This is a genomic window from Adlercreutzia faecimuris (genome assembly GCF_022669055.1).
Lineage (GTDB): Bacteria > Actinomycetota > Coriobacteriia > Coriobacteriales > Eggerthellaceae > Enterorhabdus > Enterorhabdus faecimuris.
Window position 1 is genome coordinate 98,281 of sequence record NZ_JAJMLW010000003.1, and the last position, 26,117, is coordinate 124,397.

Consider the following 26,117-nt stretch of genomic DNA (forward strand, 5'->3'; position numbering starts at 1 on the left):
GCCGCGGCGCGCTAGGCGAGGTGGGTGCGGGCCTTGCGGAGGAGGACGGCGCTGGCGGCGGCGGTTATGAGGAGGAGGGCGGCCAGGGCGGGGGCGTTGTCGCCGGTCTGCGGGATGTCGGGGGCGCGGGTGCCGGCGGCCTTCGCGTTATCGGGGGCGCCGGGCGCGGCGGGCGCCGTGTTGCCGGAGGCGCCGCCCGCGTCGGGCGCGCCTGCGTCGGGGGCGCCGGGCGTGGCGGGCTCGTCGGGGGCGCCGCCGGGCACGTCGGGCTGGCCGGGGTCGTCCGGGTTGGCCGGCTCGTCCGGGTTGCCGGGCTCGTCGGGGTTGTCCGGCTGGCTCGGGTCGTCCGGGTCATCCGGGTCGACGGGCTCGCCGCCGCCGGGGGTGTCGGGCACGTCGGGCTTCGGCTCCTCCTTGACGAAGTGGGCCAGGAACAGCGTGGGGGAGAAGGACGAGCGGCCGTGGTTCAGGAACCCGAGCGCCGTCTCGGCGCCGAGCTCGGCCTCGGTGGAGACGCGCTCGTCGTCCTCGTACCAGCCCTCGAACACGTAGCCGGCGGCCGGCTCGGCCGTGACGGCCTCGAGGCCCGCGCCGGTGCGCGACTCGACGATGAGGATGCTGCGGCTCACCTGCCCGCCCTCGGCAGGGTAGGCGCCGTAGAGCACGTAAGTGTCGCCGGCGGGCAGCTCGCCGGTCTGGGCGGTGGCGCTCTCGGGGCCGGCGTCGGCGGCCAGGCCGTAGGCGGGCGCCTCCCCGTGGGCGGTCACGGTGCTCATCAGGGCGTCTCTTTGCACGTCATCGGCCGTGACGACGTGGGTCCACTCGGACGACCGCGTCTGGCCGGGGGCCAGCGGGCCCACGGGGGCGAACGAGGCGATGTCGCCCGCGAAGGTGACGGTCGCCAGGTCCACGTTGCCCGTGTTGGTGACGGTGGCGCGGAAGGTGACGGCCTCGCCCTCGGTGAAGCAGCGGCCGTTGGCGGGCGCGGAGACCAGCTCCTCGGTCAGCCGCAGGGACGCGGAGGGGCGGGCGAAGCGGGCGATGAAGGTGGTGGCGGCCAGGGTGCCGTCGGCGTTGCGGTCGGCACCCGCCAGGGCCTCGTCGCGGGTGAGCACCGCGTCGGCGCTCACCTGGTTAGCGCCGTTGTACCAGCCGATGCACACGTAGCCCTTGAGCGGCGTGGCGACGCTGCCGCCGAGCCCCGCGCCGTCGGAGGCGCGCACCAGCTCCTCGCCGGGGCGGACGTTGCCGGCCGTGCCGGGGGAGGTGCGGTAGAGGATGGTGACGAAGCTCTCGGGCGCCGGCTCCGGCTCGGGGGCGGCACCGTCCGGGGCCTCGGGCGCGGCGGGGTCGGGCTCCTCGGCGCCAGAGGCGGGCGTGGCGGCGTCGCCAGTCGCGGCGGGGCGGGCCTGCGGGGCGGGCGTGGGAGCGGCGGGGGTGGGGACGGCCTCGGGCACGGCGAGCGCCGGGGGACGGTCGGCGGCGTCCTCGGCGGCTGCGGGGGCGGCGGCCGGGCCGGGCGCGGGGGTCTCGGAGGCGGATGCGGTGGCCGATGCGCGGGCGCCTGCGGCAGGCGCGGACGCGGCGGGGGCGCCACCTTCGGCCGCCCCGGCGAACGAGGGGGCGTCCGGGGCGGTCATCACGGCCAGGGCGAGGGCCATCGCGCAGGCGCCGAGCAGCGCCCCGATCCGCCGCCTCTGGGCGTAGCGCGCGTCGTGGGGCCTTCTCGTGGGGCGTCCGCCCCTCTTCTCGCCGGTCTTCATGCCGTCATCGCCTCGCCTTCGCCTCTTCCCGCTGGGCCTTCGAGCCTTAAGGGTAGGCGCGGGCGCGGGCGCGGCGACGGCGCGGGGCGCAACTGTAGGGGGGCCGGGTGCGGGCCGTTTCCCCGGCGTTGGGCGCTAGCCCAGGATGTCGTCCACCTTGCGCACCTTGGATTCCATGGTGCCCGTGTGACCGGGGCGCAGGTCGGCCTTGAGGATGACCTCGGTGCGGATGCCCTGCTCGGCCAGGACGAAGGTGGCGCGCTTGACCACGTCCATCACCTCATCCCAGTCGCCCTCGATCTCGGTGAACATGGAATTGGTGCGGCAGGGCAGGCCCGATGCGCGGATGACGCGGACGACCTCGGCCACGTGCTCGGCCAGCTCGTCGCCCACGCCGAAGGGGGCGATGGCCACGGCTACCAGGGTGTTCATGAGCGGACCTCCTCGATGGTCAGGGGGTTGGCGGCGATCTCGGCCGCCGTCAGGTTGAACAGGGCGTCGATGAAGGCGACCTTGAAGCTGGCGGGCCCCGCGGCACGCGCCTCGGCGGCGGTGCCGGCCGCGGCGTAGTGGGCCGAGGCGGCCACGGCGGCGGTGAGCGGGTCGGCCACGGCGGCGTAGACGGCGGCCACCCCGCCGAGCGAGCAGCCGAAGCCGGTCACGCGGGCCATGAGCGGGCTGCCCCCGGCCACGCGCACGGCCACGCGGCCGTCGGTCACCAGGTCGTCCTCGCCCGACACGGCGACGGCGCCGTCCGTGCGGCGGGCGAGCGCCGCGGCGGCCCGGGCCGCGTCATCGACGGCGTCGGCGCTGTCCACGCCGCGCACCCGTCCCGTGCCGGCGACGGCGTCGGCCGCGCCCCAGGCCTGGGCGAGCGCGATGACCTCCGACGCGTTGGCGCGGACGATGGCGGGGCCGCAGGCCGCCAGCTCGTCGAGCACGGCGCCGCGCAGGCCGCCGATGCCGATGCCCACCGGGTCGAGCACCCAGGGGCGCCCCAGGTCGCGGCAGGCGCGGGCGGCGGCGGGGATGCTCTCGCGGTGCGTGGGCAGAAGCGCCCCCATGTTCACGTAGAACGCGCCGCCGGCCTGGGCGAGCGCGACGGCCTCCTCGGGCAGGTACACCATGGCGGCCGACCCGCCGACGGCCAGCTGGGCATTGGCCACGAAGTCCATGGTGATGGCGTTGGTGATGGCGGGCGCGAGCGGGGCTGAGGCCCGCACGTCGTCGACGGCGCGGGCGACGCGGCTGCGCAGGGCGTCGAGGTCGAGGGCGGAGTCGGCGGTCATGGGCGCTCCTTTCCGAGGCGGTCCCGGCGCGGGCTGCGTAGGCGCGGGGCCGGGGGATGATCGGTCCATGATAGGCGAAGCGCCGGCGCGCGGCCCCGGGCGCCGGCGCGCGGTTGCCATTTCGGCGGGAGGGGACGGGGACGGGCCCGGCTGCGCCCGATGCGATTGCGCCTGCGGATGCGGCCGGCCGTCGCGTCTGCCCCTCCCCGCGCCGCCGGCAGGGCTCGTGCGGGCGTGTTCGCCCCCCACCTGGGTCGACGCGAGGTCGTTACCTCAAAGGCGGAGATGGGGATCATAAGTTGGAGGCAGCTACAAACTATTTGCGGGAAAGCGTAACCAAGCCGTTACTTCCGTGATAGCACCGAAGCATCTGCGAGGCACGGACGGCCTCTGCGGGGGCAGTGCGGGCTCCGTGGCAAGGGGGCCATCCAGTCCGTCCGCCGCCCCGCGAAGGCAGTAAGAAGCAGGGGATGGTGAAGCCCATGGGCAAGCACAACGAAGCGAGCATGAGCGCGCAGGCGGCTGCCTGGTCGCCGGCCAGGAAGGCGGTGGCCGTCGTGGCCGCCCTGGCCCTGGCCCAGGCGCTGCTCGGCTCCCCCGCCTTCGGCGCGGGGGACGCGGCCGATCCGGGGGATGCCGGCCCGGTCGCCGAGGAGCAGGCTGCGACGGCTGACGGCCAGGAGCGGGAAGGCGAGGCGGCGCCGGCCGCGGATCCCGCCGCGACGCCGGCCGCCCCGACGGCCCCGGCCGCGGGCGCGGGCGCGCAGGGCGCGGCGCCGGCCACGCCCGCGCCGCTCGTCACCGATGCGGGCACCGAGGTGATCGACGAGAACGAGACCCCGCTGGTCGCCCCGCGCGAGGAGAGCCTGGATGACGCGCCGGTGCCCCTGGCGGCGCTTCCGTCCGACGTCGCTGGCGCCAACGCGGGGGAGCAGGGCGCCCGCCCCTGGCCCGCCGCCCCGTTCCTCGCCGCGGCCGCCGTCCTGGCCGCCGTGGTGGCCGTCATCCTCATAAGGGCCCGCCGCAAGGCCGCCGAGGAATAGCAGCAGGGGGGCGCCCGATGGGCGCCCCCGTGTGTTTCGGCCGGCGTTTCCGCCCACCGCGGATCCCCCATGTGCGCGCGACGACCCGCCCGGCACGCATGCACCCGGCGCGCTTCCGAGAGTAGGGGTGAGGCGCGCCGGAAGAATGCGACGCCGTTCCCCCTACGCGTGGGGTTCGCGGGTGGGGCTTAGGCCTGCTTGTAGGCCACGTAGGTCTGCTTTACCTGGCCGTTGGCGTCGAAGGCGGCTATCTCCTCGGCGGTCTTGAACTCCAGGTCGTCGCCCTTGTAGCCGTAGTTGCTGTTGTTCATGGTGTACATGTAGCCGTAGATGATGCCGCCCTCGTCGGCGCCCTTGTCCTGGGCGTCGGCCAGCTCCTGGGCAGCGGCCTTGCACTTGTCGAGCTCCTTGGGGTTCCAGAGGCGGTCTCCGCCGAGCGGTCCGAGCATGATGCCCTCCTTCTTTCTGGGGTTTGCCTTGTGGCCCGTATGGTAGCCGCCGCGCGCCCCGGGTGGGACGGCGCGGCGCCAACGAAAGCGGGCGCCGCCCCAACGAAACGCGGAGCCGCCTGCGCGGGCGCCCCGAAGAAGCCCAAAACAAGCCGCTGAACAGGTAATACGTCGCAGCATCAAGTTTTCGTTGCGCAGGCTCCAACGGCGCGCTGCTGTCGCGCGCCGCCGCGGCGCCCTAAGCTGGGGCCATCGAATCCCGACCCGTGAGGAGGATCCCCCATGTGCTTCAGACCAGCAGCCGTGAGCGCCGACAAGATCGCCTGCCCCATGTGCGGCCACGAGAACCCCATCACCGCGACCACCTGCGAGGAGTGCGGCTTCGCGGCCGGCGCCCCCGGCGCGGCCCCCAAGGCCCCCGGCGCCCCCGGTGCTCCTAAGGCCCCGGGCGCCCCGAAGGCCCCCGGCGCTCCCAAGGCCCCGGGCGCGCCGCGCCCATAGGCTCCCCGGAAGGCCCGTCCTCTCTCCTCGGGGGCGCCCCGCCGATGACCCGGCGGGGCGCCCCTCCTGCGTCTGGGCGCGGCGCGCTACCCGCAGAGCGTGTAGAGGCCCGCGTCCTGGTGGGCGCCGTAGAAGCCGTCGAGGATGTCGATCAGCGCGCGGAAGGCCGGCGCCTCCAGGTCGCGCTCGCGGCCGGCGAAGCCGATCTCCACCTCGTAGGGGCGCTCCATGGGGCGCAGCACGTAGCCGCCGTCCTCGGGCGTGGTCAGCTCGGCGATGGCCGGCAGGAACGACACGGCCGAGTCGGCCTCCACCATCTGGCGGCGCAGGGCGAAGTTGGCGCTCGACAGTGCGATGGCGTCGCGTCCGAAGCGCTTGGAGAGCACGGTGTAGAGGTGGCTGTTGGTGGCCACGATGGGGCGCGTGGCGATGTCGGCGTCCGTCAGCACGTCCTTCTGCGCGAGCGGCGAGGCGGCGCACACCATCGCCTTGTCGAAGGTGCGCAGGTAGGGCCGGTAGCGAAAGCCGTGCTCCTCGAGGGCGGCCAGGCCCTCGTCCTCGGAATGCCTCTCCTGGTTGAAGAAGCAGAACAGCCCGACGGCCGGCAGCGCGTCGCCGTCGCGCTCGGCGCAGGAGGCCAGCAGGCTCTGGCGGATCTGCGAGTTCTGCGACTCGCGGAAGATGATCTCGCGGGCGCCCAGCAGGTAGTCCTTGGCCTTCTGGGGGAAGAACGCCAGCGTGGCCACGTTCTGGCAGTCGAGCAGGAGCGACCCGCAGGGCGCGTGGTCGGGCTGCGCCTTGGCCGCGGCCAGGTCGAGCAGCGCGTTGTAGTCGTCGACGACGCGCGCCGCCGCGTCGGTGAGCTCCTCGCCGGCGGGGGAGAGCGCGAGCTTGTTGGAGTAGCGGATGAACAGCTGGCAGCCCAGCTCCTTCTCGAGCTCGCCCATGGCGCGGCTCATGCCCTGGGACGAGATGAAGTTGAGCTTGGCGGCCTGGGCGATGGACTTGGTCTTGGCCACGTCCAGGAAGTAGTGCAGGTACTCGATGTTCACGGGCAGCCCCCTTCGCGCCTCGCGTCCCCTCGGCGCCGCATCCGGCGCAGCCCCATTGTACTCGCGGGCCCGTCGCGCGGAAAGGCCGCCGGGCCGCCCGCACCCCGCCCGCCGCAACGTCCCCTGGCGCCGCCCCCACGAATCGTTGGGGCGCCCGGGCGCGTTTTCGCCCCTTTTCCTGCCCGCGCCCCTTCCTGCGTGCCCCCGCCCTGATTCGGCGGCCCCTCACGCGATCGCCCTGATCCGGCGGCCCGCCCCGCGTCTCCTCCCGCATCGCCGCGCTCGGCCCCAACGAAAACGGGGGGCAGCGCAACGGGGCGTTTGTTTTCGCCGGCCGCCGCGGTTCCCATAATCGAGGCAGAGAGCCGGGGCGGCCGCTGCGCGCGAGGCGGGCGTCCCGGGTCGGATCCGCGGCCCGGGCCGCCGGCGCGAAGGCGCGGCGCGGCCGGGCGATGAGAGGCAAGCGAAAGTAGGAGGAGCATGAAAACATCCGACAAGACGGTGTACAAGAACATGTCGCTGTGCTCTTTCGGCAACGGGGCCAACCTGACCGCTGTCGATTCCATGGACGGCCGCGTGGTGCGCATGCGCCCGGTGCACTTCGACGAGCACTACACCAAGGAAGACCTGAACTACTGGACCATCGAGGCGCGCGGCCACACGTTCGAGCCGGGCATGAAGACCCTGAACTCGCCCTTCACCTTCATCTACAAGACGCGCACCTACTCGCCCAACCGCATCCCCTTCCCGCTCAAGCGCGTGGACTGGGGCCCGGACGGCGAGCGCAACCCGCAGAACCGCGGCAAGTCGAAGTTCGAGCGCATCAGCTGGGACGAGGCCACCGACATCATCGCCCGCGAGATCGTCCGCATCGACGAGACCTACGGCCGCAACTCCATCTTCTGCCAGGGCGACGGCCACGGCGAGACGGGCTCGATCCACGGCCCCCACGGCACCATGGCCAACCTGCTCGACATGACCGGCGGCCTCACCATGCAGGCGCGCCAGCCTGACAGCTGGGAGGGCTGGTACTGGGGCGCCAAGCACGCCTGGGGCAACGAGCCCCTGGGCCAGAACACCCACCAGCACAACCTGTTCAAGGACATCTCCGAGAACTCCGACGCCGTGCTGTTCTGGGGCTGCGACCCCGAGACCACGCCGTGGGGCTGGTCGGGCCAGCAGGCGAGCCGCCTGTGCTTCTGGTTCACCGAGATCGGCGTCAAGCAGATCCACATCGCGCCCGACGTGAACTACGCCAACGCCGTGCACTCGGACCTGTGGATCCCCATCCTGCCCAATACCGACGCCGCCATGCAGCTGGCCATCGCGTATATGTGGATGACCGAGGGCACCTACGACAAGGACTACGTGGCCACCCACACCGACGGCTTCGACTGGTTCGAGTACTACGTGCTCGGCCATGAGGACGGCGTGCCCAAGACCCCGGAGTGGGCCGAGGAGAAGTGCGGCGTGCCGGCCTACCGCATCAAGGCGCTCGCGCGCTACTGGGCCAAGCACAACGTGTCCATCGGCCACTGCAACGGCGGCTCCTACATCCGCAGCTGCTACTCGCACGAGCCGGCGCGCCTGGAGGTGTACCTGCTGGCCATGCAGGCCGTGGGCAAGCCGGGCCGCAACCAGGTGAAGTTCATCGAGTGGGCCCTCATCGGCATGGACTCGTTCAACCCGCTGCCCCCGGGGCACTTCCTGCCCGAGGTGCGCGCCTGCTACCACGGCTCGGTGCTCGGCGAGCTGCCGGCGTCGTTCATCCCCAAGACGCTCGTGCCCCAGTGCATCACCGTGAAGGAGGGCGAGAAGGTGGAGTGGTACGGCCACACCACGAGCCGCCATCACCGCACCGACCAGTTCAAGAAGTTCCAGTTCCCCCAGGACGGCGACCACGGCATCAAGATGATCTGGTCGGACAGCCCCTGCTGGTCCACCTGCTGGAACGGCGGCAACGAGTTCCAGGACGCGCTGACCAACCCCAACCTGGAGTTCTTCCTGGTGGAGCACCCCTGGATGGAGAACGACACCCTGTTCGCCGACATGATCCTGCCCATCTCCACCACCCTCGAGCTGGACGACTTCGGCGTGGACACCTACTCCGGCCAGTTCAACTCCATCATCTGGGAGCGCCATGCGTGCGACCGCCAGCATGAGTCGCTGTCCGACTACGAGGCCGTGCTCGAGGTGGCCAAGAAGCTGGAGAAGTACGGCGGCATCTACGAGGACTGCGCGAGCCACCTGTCCGGCGACATGACCGTCGAGGAGTGGCAGGAGGTCGGCTACCAGGGCTGCGGCCTGCCCGAGGACGAGCAGGACATCGAGATGATCCGCGAGCGCGGCTACCAGATGCTGCCCACCCGCGAGGGCTGGGACGAAGAGCCCGCCGGCATGATCGAGTTCTACGAGGACCCGGATGCCAACCCCATGGAGACCCCCACGGGCAAGATCGAGTTCTACTCCACCGGCCTGGCGAACTTCTTCCCCGACGACCCGGAGCGCCAGCCCGTGGCCAAGTGGATCGAGGAGTCCGAGACGCACCACGAGCGCCGCAGCTGCGAGCGCGCCAAGGACTACCCGTTCCTGCTCGTGTCCAACCACCCGCGCTGGCGCATCCACGCCAACTTCGACGACTGCCCGTGGACCCGCGAGATCGAGACCTGCAAGGTCATCGGCAAGGACGGCTACGCCTACGAGCCGGTGTGGCTCAACCCGGTGGACGCCGAGCGGCTGGGCATCGTCGACGGCGACATCGTCGAGGTGTTCAACGAGCGCGGCACGGTGCTCGGCGGCGCCTACGTCACCGAGCGCATCGTCCCCGGCGCGGTGCTGCAGGATCACGGCGCCGAGACCGACCCCATCGTCCCGGGCGTGGGCGGCATCGACCGCGGCGGCGCGAACAACCTCATCGCCCCCTCGGCCACGTCGTCGAAGAACGCGGCCGGCGAGGTGACCGGCGGGTTCCTCGTGGGCGTGCGCAAGTGCGACATCGACGCGCTCATGGAGCGCTACCCCGAGGCCTTCCAGGCCGAGCACTACACCGTTGAGACGGGCACCAACGTCTACGACTACCTGCAGGAGGACTAACCATGAAGGCAATCCTTTTCGACGCGAGCCTCTGCAACGGCTGCTACGGCTGCCAGATGGCCTGCAAGGACGAGCACTGCGGCAACAGCTGGCTGCCCATCGCGGCCGAGCAGCCCCTGACCGGCCAGTTCTGGTGCCGGGTGGACCAGGAGACCCGCGGCAAGACCCCCGAGGTGAAGGTGCAGTACACGCCTGTGCTGTGCGCCCACTGCGAGCACGCCAGCTGCATGGAGGCCGCGGAGGACGGCGCGGTGTACCGCCGCGAGGACGGCCTGGTCATCATCGACCCGCTCAAGTCCAAGGGCCAGCGCCAGATCGTCGACGCGTGCCCGGCCCATGTGATCTTCTGGAACGAGGAGCTGGAGATCCCCCAGAAGTGCACCGGCTGCGCGCACCTGATGGACGACGGCTGGGAGGCGCCCCGCTGTGTGGACGTGTGCGCCACCGGCGCGCTCACCTACGTGGACGAGGCCGACATCCCCGACGACGCCGAGCCGATGCCCGTGCTGGCCGACAACCACCCGCACGTGTACTACCGCCACATCCCGCGCCGCTGGGTGTACGGCGTGCTGGTCGACCGCGTGGCCAACGAGGTGGTCATCGGCGCCACGGTGCGCCTGATGGACGCCGCGGGCAACGAGGTGGCCGCCGTCGAGACCGACGACTTCGGCGAGTTCCGCTTCAAGGAGCTGGCGAGCGCGCCCCACACGGTGCGCGCGTCGGTGGCGGGCTACGAGGACGTGGCCCTGGCCGCCGACACCACCGACGCCGACGTGGTGCTCGGCGACATCTTCCTCAAGGCCGTCGCCTAGCCGCGAGGAGGGGAGGGCCCGCGCCCGCGCCACGGCGCCGGGACGGGCCCCGTCAGGAGGAAGGCCCCGCGCCCGCGCGCCCGCGCGGCCGCGAACGCGGGGCCTGCCGCACGCAACGAAGGAAGGGGATACCCTATGGCTGAGCAAGCCAAGGACAACAAGGTCCTGTTCAAGTGGATATGGATCGCCGTGGCCATCGTGCTGATCCTCATCGGGCAGGTGGGCCCGCTGTGGGCGCCGGATCTGTCGCGCGAGGGGCAGTCGGCCATCATGGTGCTCGTCGCCGCCGTGGTGATGTGGGCCACCGAGGCGCTGCCGCTGCCCATCACGTCGCTCGTGATGGTGGCGGCGTGCGGGGCGCTCGGCATCGCGTCGTACAACGCCATCTGGGCCGCCACGTTCACCGGCGCGCTCTGGATGTTCGTCGGCATCTTCGGCTTCACGACGTTCCTCGCCCAGTCCACGTTCCCCCAGCGCCTCATCGCCAAGATGGTGGCCCTGGTGAAGGGCGACGTCAACAAGGTGATCCTGGGCTTCATGATCATCTGCTGCGTCATCTCAGTGGTCATGTCCAACATCGCGCTGACCGCCATCATGATGGGCTTCGCCGAGACGCTCCTGCGCGCCGCCGGCGCCGAGCCCGGCAAGTCCAACCTCGGCCGCTGCCTGGCCTTGGCCATCCCGTTCGCCGTCATGTTCGGCGGGTGCCTGCTGCCCTCCGGCACGCCCATCAACGTGGTGGTGCTCGGCCTGGCCGAGAGCGCCTGCGGCGTGACCATCTCGTTCGCCGGCTGGTTCGCCTTCATGGTGGTGCCGGTGGTGCTGAGCCTCATCGCCAGCTGGATCATCCTGGTGAAGATCTACAAGCCCGAGCCGCTGAGCAAGGAGACCGTCGAGCGGTTCCTCGGCGAGGTGTCGGCCCTGCCGCCCATGGACTTCAAGGAGAAGTTCAACATCGGCGTGCTGCTGCTGGCGCTCGTCTGCTGGATCGCGAGCTCGTGGGTGCCCGTGCTCAACACGACGCTGGTGGCCCTGGTGGCGCTGGGCCTGCTGTTCCTGCCCGGCACGTCCATGATCACCATGCGCCAGTACCGCTCCGACAGCCCCTGGGACATCCTGCTGATGATGGCCTCCATCAACGGCATCGTGGCCGCCATGTCGGCCGCCGGCTCGGTGGCGTGGATGGTCAACCTGCTTCTGGGCGTGACCAACGGCATGAGCTTCTTCATGCTGTTCATGGTGATCAGCGTGGTGCTGGCCATCGTCCACAACTTCTTCCCGTCGGGGCCTGGCCTGGCGGCGCTCGTGACCGCGCCGGTGCTGGGCCTGGTGGGGGCGGTGACCGGCAACTACACCGCCACCATCCTCATGATCGCCCTGTGGTGCGCGCTGTGCTTCCTCGTGCCGCTCGACTCGGTGCTGCTGGTGTCCTACGCCGGCGGGTACTACAAGTTCAACGAGATGTGGAAGGGCGGCCTGCCCATCACCGTGGCGACGATGGTGTTCTTCAGCGCTTTCCTGCTCATCGTCTGCCCGCTGGTGGGGGCGGCCTAGGATAGTCCGTGCGCGGCGGGGCGGCCCCGCCGGGGGCTCGCGGCGGGCGGGGTGCCCGCCACGAGCGCCCCGCCGCGCGTCCACGCGGCCCTGCGGGGCCTGATCGATTCTAGGGGAGCGATCGTGGTCGAGAGAATCCTGCAACCTGTGGCGGCGGGCGCCGCGCGCCTGCGCCCGCGCAGCATCCTGTTCATGGCGCTGGCCGCCGCCATCGTGGCCGCGGCGGCGTGGGCGCCCGCCACGGCGGGGCTGGCCTTCGAGGGCCGCATGGTGCTGGCCATCCTGGCGGCGGGCATCCTCCTGTGGGTGACCGAGTCGATGCCGCTGCCGGCGACGGCTCTGCTCATCTTGGTGCTGATGCCCGTGACGGGCGTGTGCTCGTTCGAGGCGGCCTACGCCAACGCCATGGGCTCGACGGTGTTCTTCCTGATGGGGACGTTCGCCTTCACCGTGGCGCTCGACGCCACCACGGTGCCCACGCGCATCGCGGCGCGGGTGCTGGCCTGGTCGGGGACGAGCTCGCCGAAGATGCTGCTGGGCTTCATGGCGGCCACGGCGTTCCTGTCGTTCTTCATGTCCGACGTGGCGGCCTGCGGCGTGTTCATATCCGTGGGCAAGCGCCTGCTGGAGCGCAGCGGCGCCGAGCGGGGGCGCTCGGCCCTGGGCAAGGCGATGATGATCGCCATCCCCTGGGCGTCCTACGCCGGCGGCCTGGCGGTGATGACGGGCAACGGCTGCAACGTGGTGACCGTGGGGCTGTTCGCCGAGCTGTTCGGCGTGCAGATGACCTTCATCGAGTGGTCGATGCTGGGCGTGCCGTTCTGCCTGGCCATGCTGCTGGTGGCCTGGGCGGTCATCGTGGGCGTGTTCAGGCCCGAGGCCATCGGGCAGCCCTCCATCGACGCCACGCGCGCCGAGGCGGCGGCGCTCGGCCCCCTGGCGGGGCCGGAGAAGGCCACCATGGGCATCATCGCCGCGGCCATGGTGGCCTGGATCGCGAGTTCCTGGGTGCCGGCGCTCAACACCGCCATGATCGCCATCGTGGCCGTGGTGCTGCTGTCGCTGCCGGGCGGGTCGACGCTTGAGTTCAAGGAGCTCGTGTCGCGCATGAACTGGGGCGTGCTCGTGATGATCATGTGCATCCTGTCGGTGGCCCACTTCGTGGTGGCCACGGGCGCCGGCGACTGGATGGTGGGCGCCATCATGGCCGTCATGCCCGACGGGTGGAAGACGCCCTTCCTCGTGCTGCTGGCGCTGTCGGCCGTGGGCGCCGTCACGCACAACGTGGTGCCCGTGGGCCCGGCGGTGGCCGGCATCCTGGCCTACCCCTTCGGCGTGCTGGCCGGCGACTTCGGCATCAGCCTGTACTGCATGCTCATGGTGGTGGCCTGGCAGGCATCGCTGGCCTACGTCCTGCCGCTCGACTGCGTGCCCATCCTCACGTACTCCACCGGCTACTACTCCATGGCCGACATGGCCCGCGTCGGCTGGATCCCCACCGTGGTGCTGACCGCCCTGACTGCGACGCTCCTCCCCGCGCTCTGCGCCCTGTTCGGGTTCGCGTAGGGGAGGGCGGCGCGCGGGTTCGCCTGGGGGAGGCGCTTGCGGTAGAATGCTTCGGTGCGTTTTTCGATAGCGAGCGGAGGCATTCCCATGATCAAGGACATCATCACCGACGAGGCCGTGCTCTCGCAGCCCTGCGAGCCGGCCACCGCGGCTGACGCCGAGGTGGCCCAGGACCTGGTCGACACGCTTCTGGCCAACGAGGAGGCGGCGGCGCTGGCCGCCAACCAGATCGGCGTGACCAAGGCCATCATCGCCTACCTCAACGACAAGGACCGCCCGGTGGTGATGTACAACCCGCAGATCACCCAGGCGCTCAAGCCGTTCCCGGCCGTGGAGGCGTGCCTGTCGCGCGAGGAGGCCGCGGGCGTCACCCGCTACAAGTGGATCCGCGTGTCCTACGACGTGTTGCTCAACGGCGAGCTCATGTCCCGCAAGAAGAAGATGGAGGGCTGGCAGGCCCAGCTCGTCCAGCACATGGTGGACCACTGCAACGGCGAGCTGGTGTAGGGATGGCCGACGCCAGCGAGGGGCGCGCGCCGGCCGACGCCGTGGCCGCCGCTGACGCCGCGGCCCGCGACGCCCAGGCGGCCGAGCGTGCGGCCGAGGCAGCCGAGCGTGCGGCCGACCCCGTGTTCGCCGCCGAGCAGGAGCACCTCTCCGCCACCTACGCCAAGCTGCTGGAGCTGGGCCGCGCGGCGGCCCGGGCCATGGCCGAGCTCGCGGCTGATGCCGCGGCCGACAAGGAGTCGATGGCCGAGGAGCTGGCGACCAACTACGCCACCTGGGACGACGCCATGGAGACCCACGCCGACTTCATGGCCCTGAACCGCATCATCGACGGCTACAACCTGTCCCACGGCGTGCAGGCCGAGCGCCTGGCCGCCGTCGAGACGCTTCTGCGCCAGCCCTACTTCGCCAAGGTGTCGCTGCGGTTCCGCGCGGGCGACGCGCCCAAGGACCTGTACCTGGGCACCGCCGGCATCTCGGACGAGAGCTACCGCCGCATGGTGGTGGACTGGCGCAGCCCGGTGGCCGAGGTGTACTACAACCAGGACCTGGGCCCCACCTCGTACGAGGCCGACGGGCGCACGATCAAGGTCGACCTTCTGCTGCGCCGCCAGTTCGACATCGAGGCCGACCGGCTCAACGGCTACTTCGACAGCGACGTGGCCATCCAGGACTCGCTTCTGCTGGCGTCGCTCGCGCGCCAGCGCTCGGCCCAGATGCAGGCCATCACGGCCACCATCCAGAAGGAGCAGAACGTCGTCATCCGCCACGAGGACGTGCCGGCGCTGCTGGTGACCGGCATCGCCGGCTCGGGCAAGACCTCGGTGCTGCTCCAGCGCATCGCCTACCTCTTCTACCGCAACCGCGACACCCTGCGGCCCGAGGACGTCTACCTGCTGACGCCCAACCCGTTGTTCCGCAGCTACATATCCGGCGTCCTGCCCGACCTGGGCGAGCGCAATCCCCACACCCTCACCTGGGACGAGTTCCTGGCGCCGCTGCTGCCTGAGGGACGCGGCGTGGGCGACGGCGCGGCCACGCTGGACGACCTGGCGCGCATCGACGCGGCCGTGGCGGGGATGGAGTTCGAGCCGCGCGACTTTCTGCCCGTGGCGTGCGGGGGCGTCGTGCTCCTGGGCGCCGACGCGGCGTGGAAGGCGTGCCAGAAGTTCCGCACCGCGCCTGCCGGCCCGCACCGCGTGAGCCTCATGCGCGAGGAGCTGGGCCGTCGCCTGGAGGCGCGGCTCGCCCAGATGGCCGCGACCGACGGCGTGCAGGCGGAGGTGGCGGCGCTGCCCATCGAGGAGCAGCTGCGGCTGTTCGGCGAGACGGTCGATCCCGTCGACGAGGCCGAGGAGCGCGCGCTGGCCTTGCGCTACCTGCGCGACCGCCACGCCGGCGCCTTCGACGTGGTCGAGCGCGACGAGTGGCTCGACGTCGACCACCTGGCCCTGCGCCTTTTGGGCGAGGCCGGGCTGGCCTCCGTCCCGTGGGCCTACCTCAAGATGGCGGTGACCGGCCTTTCCGAGCCGGGCGCGCGCTACGTCTTCGTGGACGAGGTGCAGGACTACTCCGCCGGCCAGCTGGCGGTGATGGCACGCTACTTCCGCCGCGCCCGCTTCCTTCTGCTCGGCGACCCGAACCAGGCCATCACCGAGGGGACGGCCGGCCTGGACGAGGTGCGCGCCGTGTTCGAGCGCGCCTGCGGCAGCGTGGACGAGTGCCGCCTCATGACGAGCTACCGGTCGTCTCCGGCCATCACCGCGCTGTTCGCGGGGCTGCTGCCGCCCGAGGTGCGCGGCGAGGTGTCCTCGGTGCTGCGCGACGACGTGGCGCCGGTGGTGGAGGTGTGTGCCGACGGGGACGCCCATATCGCCGCGCTCGCCCGCGTCATCGCCGACGCGCGGGACGCCGGCGGGCTCACCGCCGTGGTGGTGCCGTGGAAGAGCGAGGCCAAGCGCCTGGCGCGCGTCCTGGGCGACGACGCGCCGCCCGTCGTGGACGGCCGCGAGGGGCTGCCGGACGCGGGCGTGGTGATGGTGCCGCTGCGCTACGCCAAGGGGCTCGAGTTCGACGCCGTCATCGTGCCGGATGCGTCCGAGCGCGCCTTCCCCGCCGACGACCTGGGGCGCCGCCGCCTCTACACCACGGTGTCGCGCGCCACGCGCCGGCTGACCATCCTGGCCGAGGGCGCGCTCACGCCGCTCCTGGCCGAGGCGGGGGCGTGAGCGCCGTGGCATCCGGGGCCGCCGGGGCCGGCGCGGCCGGCCGCCGCCCGTCGCTCACGCGGCGCACCATCCACTACTACTGGCAGGCGACCCGCCGCCACCTGGGGCTGTTCGTGCTGCTCATCGCCACGACGGTGGGCTTCTGTGGGCTTCTGTCCTACGGCAATCCCTACGTGATGAGCCTCATCGTCGACCGCGTGAGCGCCGAGCCCGTGGCCGCCGACGAGGTGCTGGCCGCCTTCGGGCCCTCCATCGCGGCCCTCATCGCCATCAACGCCGGGGGCCTGGCGTGCTCCAAGCTCCAGGACTACGCGTTCTGGAAGCTCCAGATAGCCGTCAACTACGACCTTGCCACCATGGCCTTCGACGCGCTGTCGAACCAGTCGATGACGTTCCACTCCAATCGCTTCGGCGGCACGCTCGTCAGCCAGACGACCAAGTTCATCAACGGCTACACGCAGATGATCAACAACCTCACGTTCCCGTTTCTGCCGGTCATCTGCTCGGTCGTGTTCACCTGCGCGCTGCTGGCGCCCGTGGTGCCGCTCTACACGGCGGTGCTCATGGCGCTCTTGGCCGTGTACGGCGTCATCTCGTACGTGATGTACAAGCGCATCCTGCACCTCAACGAGAAGGCGGCCGGCGCGCAGAACCAGCTCTCCGGCGAGCTGTCCGACGCGGTGACCAACATCCTGGCGGTGAAGACCTACGGGCGCGAGGACTACGAGCGGGGGCTGTTCGACCGCGCCAACCGCGAGGTGGTCGCCCGCGACTCCCAGCGCATGCGCGCCTCGCTGGCCCGCGGCATCATCACGGCGGCCATCACGCTGGTCATCATGAGCGTGGTCACCGTGTTCATCGCCGGCGGCAACGCATGGTTCGGGATAACGCCGGGCACCGTGGTCATCATGTTCACCTACACCTACACGGTGACGAACCAGTTCAACTTCATCAACCAGGGGCTCCAGCGCTTCAACCAGGCCTTCGGCGAGGCGAGCGGCATGACGGCCGTGCTCGACGAGCCGCGGCTGGTGGCCGACGCGCCGGGCGCCCGCCCGCTCGTGGTGGAGTGCGGCGACATCGAGTTCAAGGGCCTGAGCTTCTGGTATTCCGACGGCGGGGCCCGCACCCAGGTGTTCGACGACTTCAACCTGCGCATCCCCGCGGGCCAGCGCGTGGGCCTGGTGGGGATGAGCGGCGCGGGCAAGACCACGCTCACCAAGCTCCTGCTGCGCCTGGCCGACATCCAGGAGGGCGAGATACTGGTGGACGGGCAGAACGTGGCCGACATCACCCAGCAGTCGCTGCGCCGCCAGATCGCCTACGTGCCGCAGGAGGCGCTGCTGTTCCACCGCACCATCGCCGAGAACATCGCCTACGGGCGGCCCGACGCCACCGAGGGCGAGATCCGCGAGGCGGCGCGGCAGGCCAACGCGCTCGAGTTCATCGAGGCGCTGCCCCAGGGCTTCGCCACCGTCACCGGCGAGCGCGGCGTGAAGCTCTCGGGCGGCCAGCGCCAGCGCATCGCCATCGCCCGGGCGATGCTGGCCGACGCGCCCATCCTGGTGCTCGACGAGGCGACGAGCGCGCTTGACTCCGAGAGCGAGGCCGCCGTGCAGGAGGCGCTCGGGCGCCTCATGGCAGGGCGCACCTCCATCGTGGTGGCGCACCGGCTGTCCACCGTGGCGAGCCTCGACCGCATCGTCGTGCTCGACCACGGGCGCATCGTGGAGGACGGCCCCCACGCCGAGCTGGTGGAGCGCAACGGCGAGTACGCGGGCCTGTGGAGCCGCCAGACGGGCGCGTACCTGGGGTAGCGGGGGCGGCGGTCGGTAACGGGGCGGGAACTGCTTTTTCCTCGGGGCGTTACGGTTGGGCGCCCGGGTCGGCGCGGGGGCGTCGGCGTGGCATCGTGGAGCCGTGGGCGACACGCACGCCCACGCCTACGCGAGCACCCGTTGGGAGGAACCATGAAGAAGCACCCCGCCGCACCCTCAGCCGCCAGCGCCCCCGCGCCGTCTGTCCCGGCGGCCTCCGCGACGCCTGCGCCCGTCGCGTCCCCCGGCGCCATGGAGGCCGCGGCGCCCGTCGACGACAACCTGGCCGCCGCGCCGCCCACCGGCGCCGCCAACGGCGGCTTCAAGCGCACGCTCTCCGTCTTCGACCTGGTCATCTACGGCCTCATCTCCATGGTGCCCATCGCGCCGTTCAGCATCTACGCGAGCGTCTTCAACGCCTCCCACGGCATGCCGGCGCTCACCTACCTCATCGCGCTGGGCGCTATGCTGTTCACCGTGCTGTCCTTCGGCGTGATGATCAACCGCTTCCCGTCGTCGGGGTCCATCTACACCTACGCCACCAAGGGCATCGGCAAGCTGGTGGGCTTCGTGGCCGGCTGGCTCATGCTGCTGCAGTACCTGGTGGGGCCGACGCTGTGCTACATCATGGCGGGCCTGGCCCTCAACCAGTACGTGCCGGCGGTGCCCGTGTGGGGCTGGTGCCTGATGTTCATGGCCTTTACCGCCTTCGTGGCCCTGCGCGGCATGAAGACGACCATCGCCGTCAACCGCGTGGCGCTGGTGGGCGAGCTTCTGGTGCTGGGGCTGTTCCTGGTGCTCGGCATCGCCTACATCATCGGACATCCCGCCACCTCGGGATTCTCGGCCACCGCCTTCTTCAACCCCTCCGCGTTCAACTTCGGCGACACCATGGGCGCCGTGTCGCTAGCCGCGTTCTCCTACGTGGGCTTCGGCTGCGTGGCCACGCTCACCCAGGAGGCCAAGGACGGCAAGACCGGCCCGTCGCGCGCCATGATGATCATGATCCTTCTGCTGGGCGCCATGTTCGTGTTGACCTGTCTCGTGGCCACCTGGGTCGACCCGTCGGGCAAGGTGTTCGCCGGCAACGAGGACAACGGCTTCTACCTGGTGGCCCAGATGGTGGCCGGGCCCTGGCTCGGCATCGTGTGCGCCGTGGCCGTGGCGCTGGCCCAGGGCGTGTTCACCGGCATGGTGTTCGAGGTGTCCATCGTGCGCGTCATCTACGTCATGGGCCGCGGCGGGTCGCTGCCGCGCGTGCTGGGGAAGATGGACGAGAAGACGGGCGTGCCCGTGGTGGCCACCCTGTTCGTGTCGTGCCTGTCGCTGGCCATCCTGCCGGCCCTGCTGTACCTGGGGATGGACGAGGTGGCCAAGGTGAGCAACTTCGGCGCGCTGTCCACCTACCTCATCCTCAACTTCACCGTCATCTGGTACTACTGGGTGAGGCAGAAGGACCACTCCAACCCGTGGCGGCTGCTCGTGTGCCCGGTCCTGGGCATGGCGGTGACCCTGGCCGTGCTGGCGTCGCTGAGCAACGTCGCACACATCGTGGGCATCATCTGGATCGTCCTCGGCGTGATCTACTACCTGGTCACCACCCGCGTCCTGCACCACGACGTGGACCTGGGCGACCCGGCCTAGGGTGGGAGGGGCACCCCCACGGGCATCCGCGTCCAGGAGGTGGGGGAGTGGCTCGTGGGGGAGTAGCGCGTCCGCCGCGTGCCCGTGCCCGCGTGGCCGCGGGCGGGGCGCTAGGGCAGCAGGTCCTCGATGAAGCCGGCCCGGTAGTCGCGGAAGACGGCCTCGCCGGATTCCTGGGTGGCGTCGAGGTCGACCGTCGCGGTGATCTGGAAGTCGTGGTCGCCGGCCTCGTCGGCGAAGACCTGGCGCACCCGCCAGGCGTGCTCGGCGCGCTCGGGCGCCTCGTCGATCTCCAGGTAGGCGGCCGAGCGCGCGTCGGCGTCGATGCCGATGCTCTCGTGCGCCTCGAAGTAGGCGTCGAGCGCGTCCTGCCAGCGGCGCTCGCCGAAGCCCCATTCCCCGTCCAGCCGGCCGAGCTCGGCGGCGCGGCCCTGGGAGGCCAGGCGCACGCGGGCGAACAGCGCGTTGCGCACGAGCACGCGCAGGCCGCGGCGGTCGGACACCACGGCGCCGTCCGCCGCCGGAGGCGCCGCGTCGGGCAGCTCGCCCGCGGCCGCCCACTCGTCCACCAGGCTCGAGTCGGTCGTGCGCACCAGGAACCCGAGCCACGCCACCACGTCCTGGAGCCGCTCGTCGCGGGCGGCGGGCGGAATGGTGCGGTCGAGCACCCGGTAGGCGTCGGAGAGGTAGCGCAGAAGCGTCCCCTCCGACTTCGCGATGCCGTAGCGGCCCACGTAGGTCTTGAAGTCGCTCACCGTCTCCACCATGTCGCGCAGCACGCTCTTGGGCTCGAGCTCGTAGTCGCGTGCCCATGGCACCGCCTGGCAGTACAGCCCGAAGGCATGGTCAAGCAGGTCCTCGAGCGGGCGGGGGTAGGTGACGTCGGCTAGCCGCTCCAGGCGCTCCTCGTATTCCACGCCGTCGGCCTTCATCTCGGCCATGGCGGCGTCCTTCGCCTTGCGCTCCTGGGCGCGCAGCACCTGGCGCGGGTTCTCCAGCGTGGCCTCGACGATCGATATCACGTCCAGCGCGTAGGCGGGGTCGTCCCGGTCGAGCAGGTCGAGGGACGCCAGCAGGAAGGGGGACAGCGGCTGGTCGAGCGTGAAGTCTTCGGGAAGGTCGACGGTGAGCAGGTACTCGTCGGCGCCATCCGGCCCCGCGCCCGCGCGCCGCTCCACCACGCCCGCCTCGATGAGCGTGGCGAATATCTCGTCGGCGCGGGCCGCGAGCGCCGCCTTCTCCTGCGGCTCCTGGGCCGAGTCGGCGATGAGCTGGCGCACGGCCGCCCGCGCGTCCCCGCCGCGCGCGACGACGGCCAGCACCATGGAATGCGTGATGCGCATGCGCGGGGTCAGCTTCTCCGGCGCCTTCTCCACCAGGTGGGTGAACGTCTTCTCGTCCCAGCTCACGAAGCCCTCGGGCGGCTGCTTCTTCTTGATCTTGCGCAGCTTCTTGGGGTCGCCCGCGGCCTTGACCTGGGCGCGGTGGTTCTCGATCTCGTGCTCGGGGGCCAGCGCGATGACCAGGCCCTCGGTATCGAAGCCGGATCGCCCGGCGCGGCCGGCTATCTGATGGAACTCGCGGGCGCGCAGCCGGCGCATGTGGTGGCCGTCGAACTTGGTCAGCTGGGTGAGCACCACGGTGTGGATGGGCACGTTGATGCCCACGCCGAGCGTGTCAGTGCCGCAGATGACGGGCAAGAGCCCCTGCTGGGCCAGCTTCTCCACCAGCAGGCGGTAGCGCGGCAGCATCCCCGCGTGGTGCACGCCCACGCCGGCGGAGAGCAGCCGCTGGAGGATCTTGCCGAAGGCGGTGGTGAAGCGCGTGCCCCTCATCGCCTGCTTCACGGCCTCGCGCTGCTCTCTGGTGGCCACGCCGTAGCTGGCAAGCGACTGGGCCGACGCCAGCGCGGCGTCCTGCGAGAAGTGCACCAGGTACAGCGGCGCCTCGCCCTTGCGCAGGGCCAGCTCGACCGTGGCCTCGAGCGGCTCGAGAGAGTACTCGTAGGCGAGCGGCACCGGGCGCGGCGCGTCGGCGATGACGTCGACGGGGCGGCCCGTGCGCTCCTCGAGGTCGGCGGCGATGGAGCTGACGTCGCCGAGCGTGGCGCTCATCAGCAGGAACTGCGCGCGGGGGAGCGTGAGAAGCGGCACCTGCCACGCCCAGCCGCGGTCGGGGTCGGCGTAGAAGTGGAACTCGTCCATGGCGACGCAGCCCACCTTCGACGCCTCGCCCTCGCGCAGGGCCTGGTTCGCCAGGATCTCCGCCGTGCAGCAGATGACGGGCGCGTCGGTGTTGATGGTGGTGTCGCCGGTGATCATGCCGACGTTCTCGCGGCCGAGGATGTCGACCATGGCGAAGAACTTCTCGTTGACGAGCGCCTTGATGGGCGCGGTGTAGTAGGCGGTGCGGCCCGTGGCGACGGCCATGAAGCACAGGCCGAGCGCCACCATCGACTTGCCCGAGCCGGTGGGCGTGCCCAGGATCACCGAGTCGCCGACGGCCAGGTCCATGAGGGCGTCCTCCTGGTGGGGCCACAGCTCCATGCCGCGCGACTCCACCCAGCCGAGGAACACCTCGAGCGCCTCGGAGGGGTCGAGCACGTCGCCCTCGCCCGTCTCGGCCCAGGGCAGCAGCCAGCCGAGCGACCCGGGCGCGAAGGGGTCGTCGGGCGCATGGGCGCCGGCTCCGGCGTCGGGCGCGGGGGCGTCCTCGGGCAGCTCGTAGGCGGGCTCTTCGGCGATGGCGGTCATGGCGGCTCCTCGGGCAGGCGCGGGCGGGTGGGCTTCAATTATAGGGAAGCGGTCGCGCGCGTCGGCAAAATGGCCAGAAACGACGGTTTGACGACGCGCGAGCGCGCCCTGGCGGGCCATGCGGTGCTAAAACCCCAGGTCGCGCTTCTCGGGTCTCTCCAGTGTGCGGTGCCATAGCCGGTATTTTCCGCGAATCGGGCCGTCGGCTGTCGTCAAACCGTCGTTTCTGGCCATTTTGCGCGCGGATTCTGCGCGAGGGGGTCGGATGGCTCGGTTCCGGCGCTCGCGGGCCCAGCTCCGCAGGCGCCCCGATCCTTCGTGCCGGTTAGGAGGCCATCCGCAGCAGCTCTTCCTTGGGCTGCTCTCCGACCTTGCGCTCGACCAGCTGGCCGCCGTCGAACAGCGCGAAGGTGGGCACGCCGTCGGGGGCGAAGCGGTCGGCCACCTCGGGCGACCGGTCGATGTCGACGCGGTACACCGGGACGACGCCCTCGAGCTCGGCGGCTACCTCGTCGACGACGGGCGCCTCGGCCTGGCAGTGCGGGCACCAGGTGGCGAAGAACTCCACGAGCGTTCTGCCGCCGCCGTCGATGACCTTCTGCTGGAATGCGAGCTTGTCCAATTCCTCTACCATGGCAGATCTCCTTACGTTTGCGGTTGTGGCGCCGCGGCGCCGGATGCGGGGAGCGCCCCCGGACGGGCGGCTGGCGGCGCGGGCCGGTGCCGAGCCGTCCTCCTACCCTAGGGCGCTCCCCGGCCTGAGGCCCCTGGCGCTCCGTCTTTGTTTTCAACTTGCGGCGGCCCGTAACGCGCCCGTTTCCTCTTCCGGCTGGCGCAGGCGTACCATGGGCCCATGGATGCCCGTGATTCCCATGATCCGGCCGCCGCGCCGCTGATGTTTCCCGAGCCCCTGCGCGAGGGGGTCATCCTCGCGCGCCCCAACCGCTTCATCATGGACGTGGCGCTGGCGGAGGAGGGCGCGGAGGACGCGCGGAACGCGGCGCTGACGGGGGAGGGCGCGGAGGACGCGCGGAACGCGGCGCTGACGGGGGAGGACGCAGCGGGCACCCCCGGCTCGCCGCCGCCCGGCGACCTTGCGCCTGGCGCGCCCGGCGCCGCCGCGCCCGGCGCCCGCGTCGTGCGGTGCCACTGCCCGGCGGTGTCGCGCATCGGCGGGCTCGACCTGGCGGGGCGCCCGTGCCTCGTCTCCGACAGCCACAACCCCAAGCGCAAGCTGCCGCTCACCGTGGAGGCGTTCTCCCTCGACGAGCCCGCCGCGCCCGCCAAGCGCTGGATCGGCATCAACCAGAACGCGTCCAACCGCTACGTCGAGCACTTCCTGCGCGCCGGCGCCCTCGAGCCCATCGCCGGGCGCCCGCGCGAGGTGCGCCGCGAGGTGCCGCTCGGGTCGTCGCGCCTCGACTTCCTCGTGGACGACCGCCTGTACCTGGAGGTCAAGACGCCGCTCGTGCAGATCCAGACCGCCGTGCCCGACTACGTGCCGCGCCTGCCCGAGGCGCCCTTCTCGTCCACCGAGCGCTCGCTGCGCCACCTGCGCGAGCTGGCCGCGTCGCTCTCCGACCACGAGCGCGCCGTCATCCTCTACTGCCTGTACTACCGCAACGACGGCTTCCGCTTCTACCACGGCACCACCTACGACGAGGTGCTGGCCACCGTCGACGCCTGCCGCGCCGCCGGCGTGGAGCTGTGGCAGGCCGACTTCGAGGTCACGCCCGAATCCATCGCCCTGCGCCGCTGCTTCCCGCTTGAGGAGTGGTAAGGTCCCGCCGCTACGCGGCCGTCGCGGGGTCGCCGGCGGCCGGCTTCCCCTCTTCCCCGTCCCCTCCGCGGCGCTCGGGGATCAGGAAGATGAACACGAGCGAGCTGACCAGCAGCAGGAACGGGTAGAACAGGAACGGGATGATCTGGAACGCCGTCACCGCGAAGCCGAGCTCGGTGCAGGCGCTGATGGCCACGAGCATCTGGGCGCCGTAGGGGATGACGCCCTGGAAGACGCAGGAGAACGTGTCGAGGATCGACGCCGTCTTGCGCCGCGAGATGCCGTAGGTCTCGGCCATGTCGCGGGCGATGGGGTTGGCCATGACGATGGCCACGGTGTTGTTGGCCGTGGCGATATCCATGGCGCCCACGAGCAGCCCCATGCCCAGCTGGCCGCCCTTACGCCCCTTGAACAGGCGCTTGATGCCGTTGAGCAGCGCGGTGAAGCCGCCGTACTCGCGGATGAGCGCGCAGATGGCGCTCACCAGCACGGCCACCATGGTGGTCTCGAACATGCCCGCGGCGCCGGTGCCCATGTTGCCCAAAAGGTCGGTGGGCGCCGTGACGCCGGTGGCCACCACGATGATCGAGCCCGACACGATGCCCAGCAGAAGCACGATGAACACGTTGATGCCGATGATGCCGCCCACCAGCACGATGAGGTAGGGGATGAGCTCGACCAGCTCGTAGTCGTGGGTCACGGTGCCGGCCAGGTCGGTGTTGAGCGACAGCGCCAGGATGATGACGAGCGTCACGAGGGCGGCCGGCAGGGCTATCTTGAAGTTCTCGCGGAACTTGTCCTTCATCTGGCAGCCCTGGCCCTGGCAGGCGGCGATGGTGGTGTCGGATATGAACGACAGGTTGTCGCCGAACATCGCGCCGCCCATGACCGACGCCACGCACAGAGGCAGGCTGAAGCCCGACGCGGCCGACACGGCCACGGCGATGGGGGTGATGAGCGTGATGGTGCCCACCGACGTGCCCATGGACAGTGACACGAAGCAGCTCACCACGAACAGCACCGCCACCGAGTACTCGGCCGGGATGATGGAGAGCATGAGGTAGGCGACCGACTCGGCCGAGTCGCGGCCGACCGTGCCGACGAACACGCCGGCGGCCATGAAGATGAGGATCATGGTGACGATGGTCTTGTCACCGATGCCGCGGCCCATGATGGCGAGCTTGTCGTCGAAGGGCAGCGCGCGGTTCTGGAAGCACGCCACCAGAAGCGCGATGAGGAAGATCACCACGATGGGGATGTTGTAGAACCCCATGGGGATGCCCATGCCGTACTCGAACAGAATGCCAAGCCCCAGGTACAGCACCAGGAACACGCCGATGGGCAGCAGCGCCCGAACTCTTCCCTTTTCCATCTTCGCCCCGTCCGTCGGTGATAAGCGTACAGCCGCCTATCTTACACCACCGCCGCCCGGGCCCGGCCCGCGCCGCCATGCGCGTTCCCGCGCGCCGGCTATCGCCCCAAGCGCACACGGGGTGCGCGAGACACGCGAACGCGAGCCCGCGCCCAGCGCGGGGTGGGGCGAGTGGGACAAGCGCGGAAACGCGGGCGGTGCGGGGACGTGGGGATGGGGGCGCAAAGAGGGGGCGGGGCGACGTGGCCCCGCCCCCGGCGGCATGGCTTTGCGTGGGGCGGCCCGCCCGGCGCCTAGTAGTTGGTGGCGCGGATCTGGAAGTAGGCCTGCGGGTGGGCGCAGACGGGGCACTCCTCGGGAGCCTCGGTGCCGATGTGCAGGTGGCCGCAGACGGTGCAGTACCACACCTGCACCTGCTCGCGCTTGAACACCTCGTCGTTGGCGATGCGCTCGGCCAGCACGTCGAAGCGCTCCTGGTGGCTCTTCTCGATGGCGGCCAGGCCGTCGAAGAAGTCGCCGAGCTCGGCGAAGCCCTCGTCGCGCGCCACCTTCGCGAACTCCTTGTACTGGACGTCCCACTCGTAGTGCTCGGAGTCGTGCGCCAGCTTGAGGCACTCGGGCGTGGGCGGGGTGCCGCCGTCGTGCAGCTTCTTGAACAGGAGCTTCGCGTGGTGCAGCTCGTTGTCGGCGGTCTCCTGGAAGAGGTTGGATATCTGGACGTAGCCGTCCTTCTTGGCCTGCTGGCCGTAGAACACGTACTCGACGTAGGCCAGGGCCTCGGCGTTGAGGGCGGTCTCGATGTTCTTCCACGACTGGGAATCCTGCAGCTTCATGGCATCTCCTTCCGCATGATGGCGTGACGGGGCCATCATGCGCGCGGGGCGATGCGCTGAG

20 protein-coding genes are annotated in these 26,117 nt (G+C 71.0%); 11 read left to right on the top strand and 9 right to left on the bottom strand.

The genetic code is table 11. The features are described 5' to 3' along the window. Window positions 1-11: 11 nt before the first annotated feature. From LPT13_RS08350 to thiM, 3 genes are all read right to left on the bottom strand, one after another. Window positions 12-1,763: a DUF7507 domain-containing protein gene (locus tag LPT13_RS08350; RefSeq protein ID WP_242166224.1), complete on the bottom strand. Its 1,752-nt coding sequence runs from the start codon at window positions 1,761-1,763 to the stop codon at window positions 12-14. 135 nt (window positions 1,764-1,898) lie between these two features. Continuing rightward, window positions 1,899-2,195 (bottom strand): MTH1187 family thiamine-binding protein, encoded by a 297-nt coding sequence (locus tag LPT13_RS08355; protein ID WP_242165544.1) that lies wholly within the window; start codon window positions 2,193-2,195, stop codon window positions 1,899-1,901. Continuing rightward, window positions 2,192-3,052 carry a hydroxyethylthiazole kinase gene (thiM, locus tag LPT13_RS08360; RefSeq protein WP_242165547.1) on the bottom strand — a complete coding sequence of 287 codons (861 nt, stop codon included), beginning with the start codon at window positions 3,050-3,052 and terminating at the stop codon, window positions 2,192-2,194. Before thiM ends, LPT13_RS08355 begins: the two co-directional genes overlap by 4 nt. A gap of 470 nt (window positions 3,053-3,522) precedes the next feature. Here thiM and LPT13_RS08365 point away from each other — a divergent pair, with 470 nt between their 5' ends. Further along, window positions 3,523-4,095 carry a hypothetical protein gene (locus LPT13_RS08365; protein WP_242165549.1) on the top strand — a complete coding sequence of 191 codons (573 nt, stop codon included), beginning with the start codon at window positions 3,523-3,525 and terminating at the stop codon, window positions 4,093-4,095. Between the two features lie 188 nt (window positions 4,096-4,283). Here LPT13_RS08365 and LPT13_RS08370 read toward each other — a convergent pair whose 3' ends face one another. After that, the gene (locus tag LPT13_RS08370) at window positions 4,284-4,544 is read right to left on the bottom strand and encodes a hypothetical protein (RefSeq protein WP_242165551.1); all 261 of its coding nucleotides are present in this window, start codon (window positions 4,542-4,544) and stop codon (window positions 4,284-4,286) included. A 282-nt stretch (window positions 4,545-4,826) separates the two neighbouring features. On the opposite strand from LPT13_RS08370, the gene LPT13_RS08375 reads away from it, so the two are divergent. Further along, a complete protein-coding gene (locus LPT13_RS08375) occupies window positions 4,827-5,045 on the top strand; it encodes a hypothetical protein (RefSeq protein ID WP_242165553.1) in 219 nt (72 codons plus the stop codon). An 86-nt stretch (window positions 5,046-5,131) separates the two neighbouring features. Here LPT13_RS08375 and LPT13_RS08380 read toward each other — a convergent pair whose 3' ends face one another. Next, a complete protein-coding gene (locus LPT13_RS08380; RefSeq protein WP_242165555.1) occupies window positions 5,132-6,097 on the bottom strand; it encodes a LysR family transcriptional regulator in 966 nt (321 codons plus the stop codon). Between the two features lie 480 nt (window positions 6,098-6,577). Between LPT13_RS08380 and LPT13_RS08385 the strand changes: the two genes are divergently transcribed. From LPT13_RS08385 to LPT13_RS08420, 8 genes are all read left to right on the top strand, one after another. Further along, window positions 6,578-9,190, top strand: coding sequence for a molybdopterin-dependent oxidoreductase (locus LPT13_RS08385; RefSeq protein ID WP_242165557.1), 2,613 nt, complete (start codon window positions 6,578-6,580; stop codon window positions 9,188-9,190). Window positions 9,191-9,192: 2 nt separating this feature from the next. Beyond that, window positions 9,193-10,002: a 4Fe-4S dicluster domain-containing protein gene (locus tag LPT13_RS08390; RefSeq protein WP_242165559.1), complete on the top strand. Its 810-nt coding sequence runs from the start codon at window positions 9,193-9,195 to the stop codon at window positions 10,000-10,002. Window positions 10,003-10,137: 135 nt separating this feature from the next. Next, complete coding sequence (locus tag LPT13_RS08395; protein WP_242165561.1) at window positions 10,138-11,556, top strand: SLC13 family permease; 1,419 nt, start codon at window positions 10,138-10,140, stop codon at window positions 11,554-11,556. Window positions 11,557-11,679: 123 nt separating this feature from the next. Beyond that, window positions 11,680-13,122 carry an SLC13 family permease gene (locus LPT13_RS08400; protein ID WP_242165563.1) on the top strand — a complete coding sequence of 481 codons (1,443 nt, stop codon included), beginning with the start codon at window positions 11,680-11,682 and terminating at the stop codon, window positions 13,120-13,122. Between the two features lie 87 nt (window positions 13,123-13,209). Continuing rightward, window positions 13,210-13,629: a peptide deformylase gene (locus LPT13_RS08405; protein ID WP_242165565.1), complete on the top strand. Its 420-nt coding sequence runs from the start codon at window positions 13,210-13,212 to the stop codon at window positions 13,627-13,629. Window positions 13,630-13,631: 2 nt separating this feature from the next. Then, window positions 13,632-15,857 carry a HelD family protein gene (locus tag LPT13_RS08410; RefSeq protein WP_242165567.1) on the top strand — a complete coding sequence of 742 codons (2,226 nt, stop codon included), beginning with the start codon at window positions 13,632-13,634 and terminating at the stop codon, window positions 15,855-15,857. Continuing rightward, window positions 15,854-17,674 (top strand): ABC transporter ATP-binding protein, encoded by a 1,821-nt coding sequence (locus LPT13_RS08415; protein ID WP_242165568.1) that lies wholly within the window; start codon window positions 15,854-15,856, stop codon window positions 17,672-17,674. Before LPT13_RS08410 ends, LPT13_RS08415 begins: the two co-directional genes overlap by 4 nt. 153 nt (window positions 17,675-17,827) lie before the next feature. Continuing rightward, window positions 17,828-19,318 carry an APC family permease gene (locus tag LPT13_RS08420; protein ID WP_242165570.1) on the top strand — a complete coding sequence of 497 codons (1,491 nt, stop codon included), beginning with the start codon at window positions 17,828-17,830 and terminating at the stop codon, window positions 19,316-19,318. Window positions 19,319-19,428: 110 nt separating this feature from the next. Here LPT13_RS08420 and LPT13_RS08425 read toward each other — a convergent pair whose 3' ends face one another. Both LPT13_RS08425 and LPT13_RS08430 read right to left on the bottom strand, forming a co-directional pair. Beyond that, the gene (locus LPT13_RS08425; protein WP_242165572.1) at window positions 19,429-22,071 is read right to left on the bottom strand and encodes a DEAD/DEAH box helicase; all 2,643 of its coding nucleotides are present in this window, start codon (window positions 22,069-22,071) and stop codon (window positions 19,429-19,431) included. Between the two features lie 325 nt (window positions 22,072-22,396). After that, the gene (locus LPT13_RS08430; RefSeq protein WP_242165575.1) at window positions 22,397-22,705 is read right to left on the bottom strand and encodes a thioredoxin family protein; all 309 of its coding nucleotides are present in this window, start codon (window positions 22,703-22,705) and stop codon (window positions 22,397-22,399) included. A 219-nt stretch (window positions 22,706-22,924) separates the two neighbouring features. Between LPT13_RS08430 and LPT13_RS08435 the strand changes: the two genes are divergently transcribed. Continuing rightward, window positions 22,925-23,851, top strand: a complete 927-nt coding sequence (locus LPT13_RS08435) for a DNA/RNA nuclease SfsA (protein WP_277927021.1) — start codon at window positions 22,925-22,927, stop codon at window positions 23,849-23,851. Window positions 23,852-23,861: 10 nt separating this feature from the next. Here the strand turns inward: LPT13_RS08435 and LPT13_RS08440 are convergent, their stop codons facing one another. Together LPT13_RS08440 and LPT13_RS08445 are read right to left on the bottom strand one after the other, a co-directional pair. Then, window positions 23,862-25,223, bottom strand: coding sequence for a Na+/H+ antiporter NhaC family protein (locus LPT13_RS08440; RefSeq protein WP_242165580.1), 1,362 nt, complete (start codon window positions 25,221-25,223; stop codon window positions 23,862-23,864). Between the two features lie 293 nt (window positions 25,224-25,516). Continuing rightward, window positions 25,517-26,056 carry a rubrerythrin family protein gene (locus tag LPT13_RS08445; RefSeq protein ID WP_242165582.1) on the bottom strand — a complete coding sequence of 180 codons (540 nt, stop codon included), beginning with the start codon at window positions 26,054-26,056 and terminating at the stop codon, window positions 25,517-25,519. Window positions 26,057-26,117: the final 61 nt, after the last annotated feature.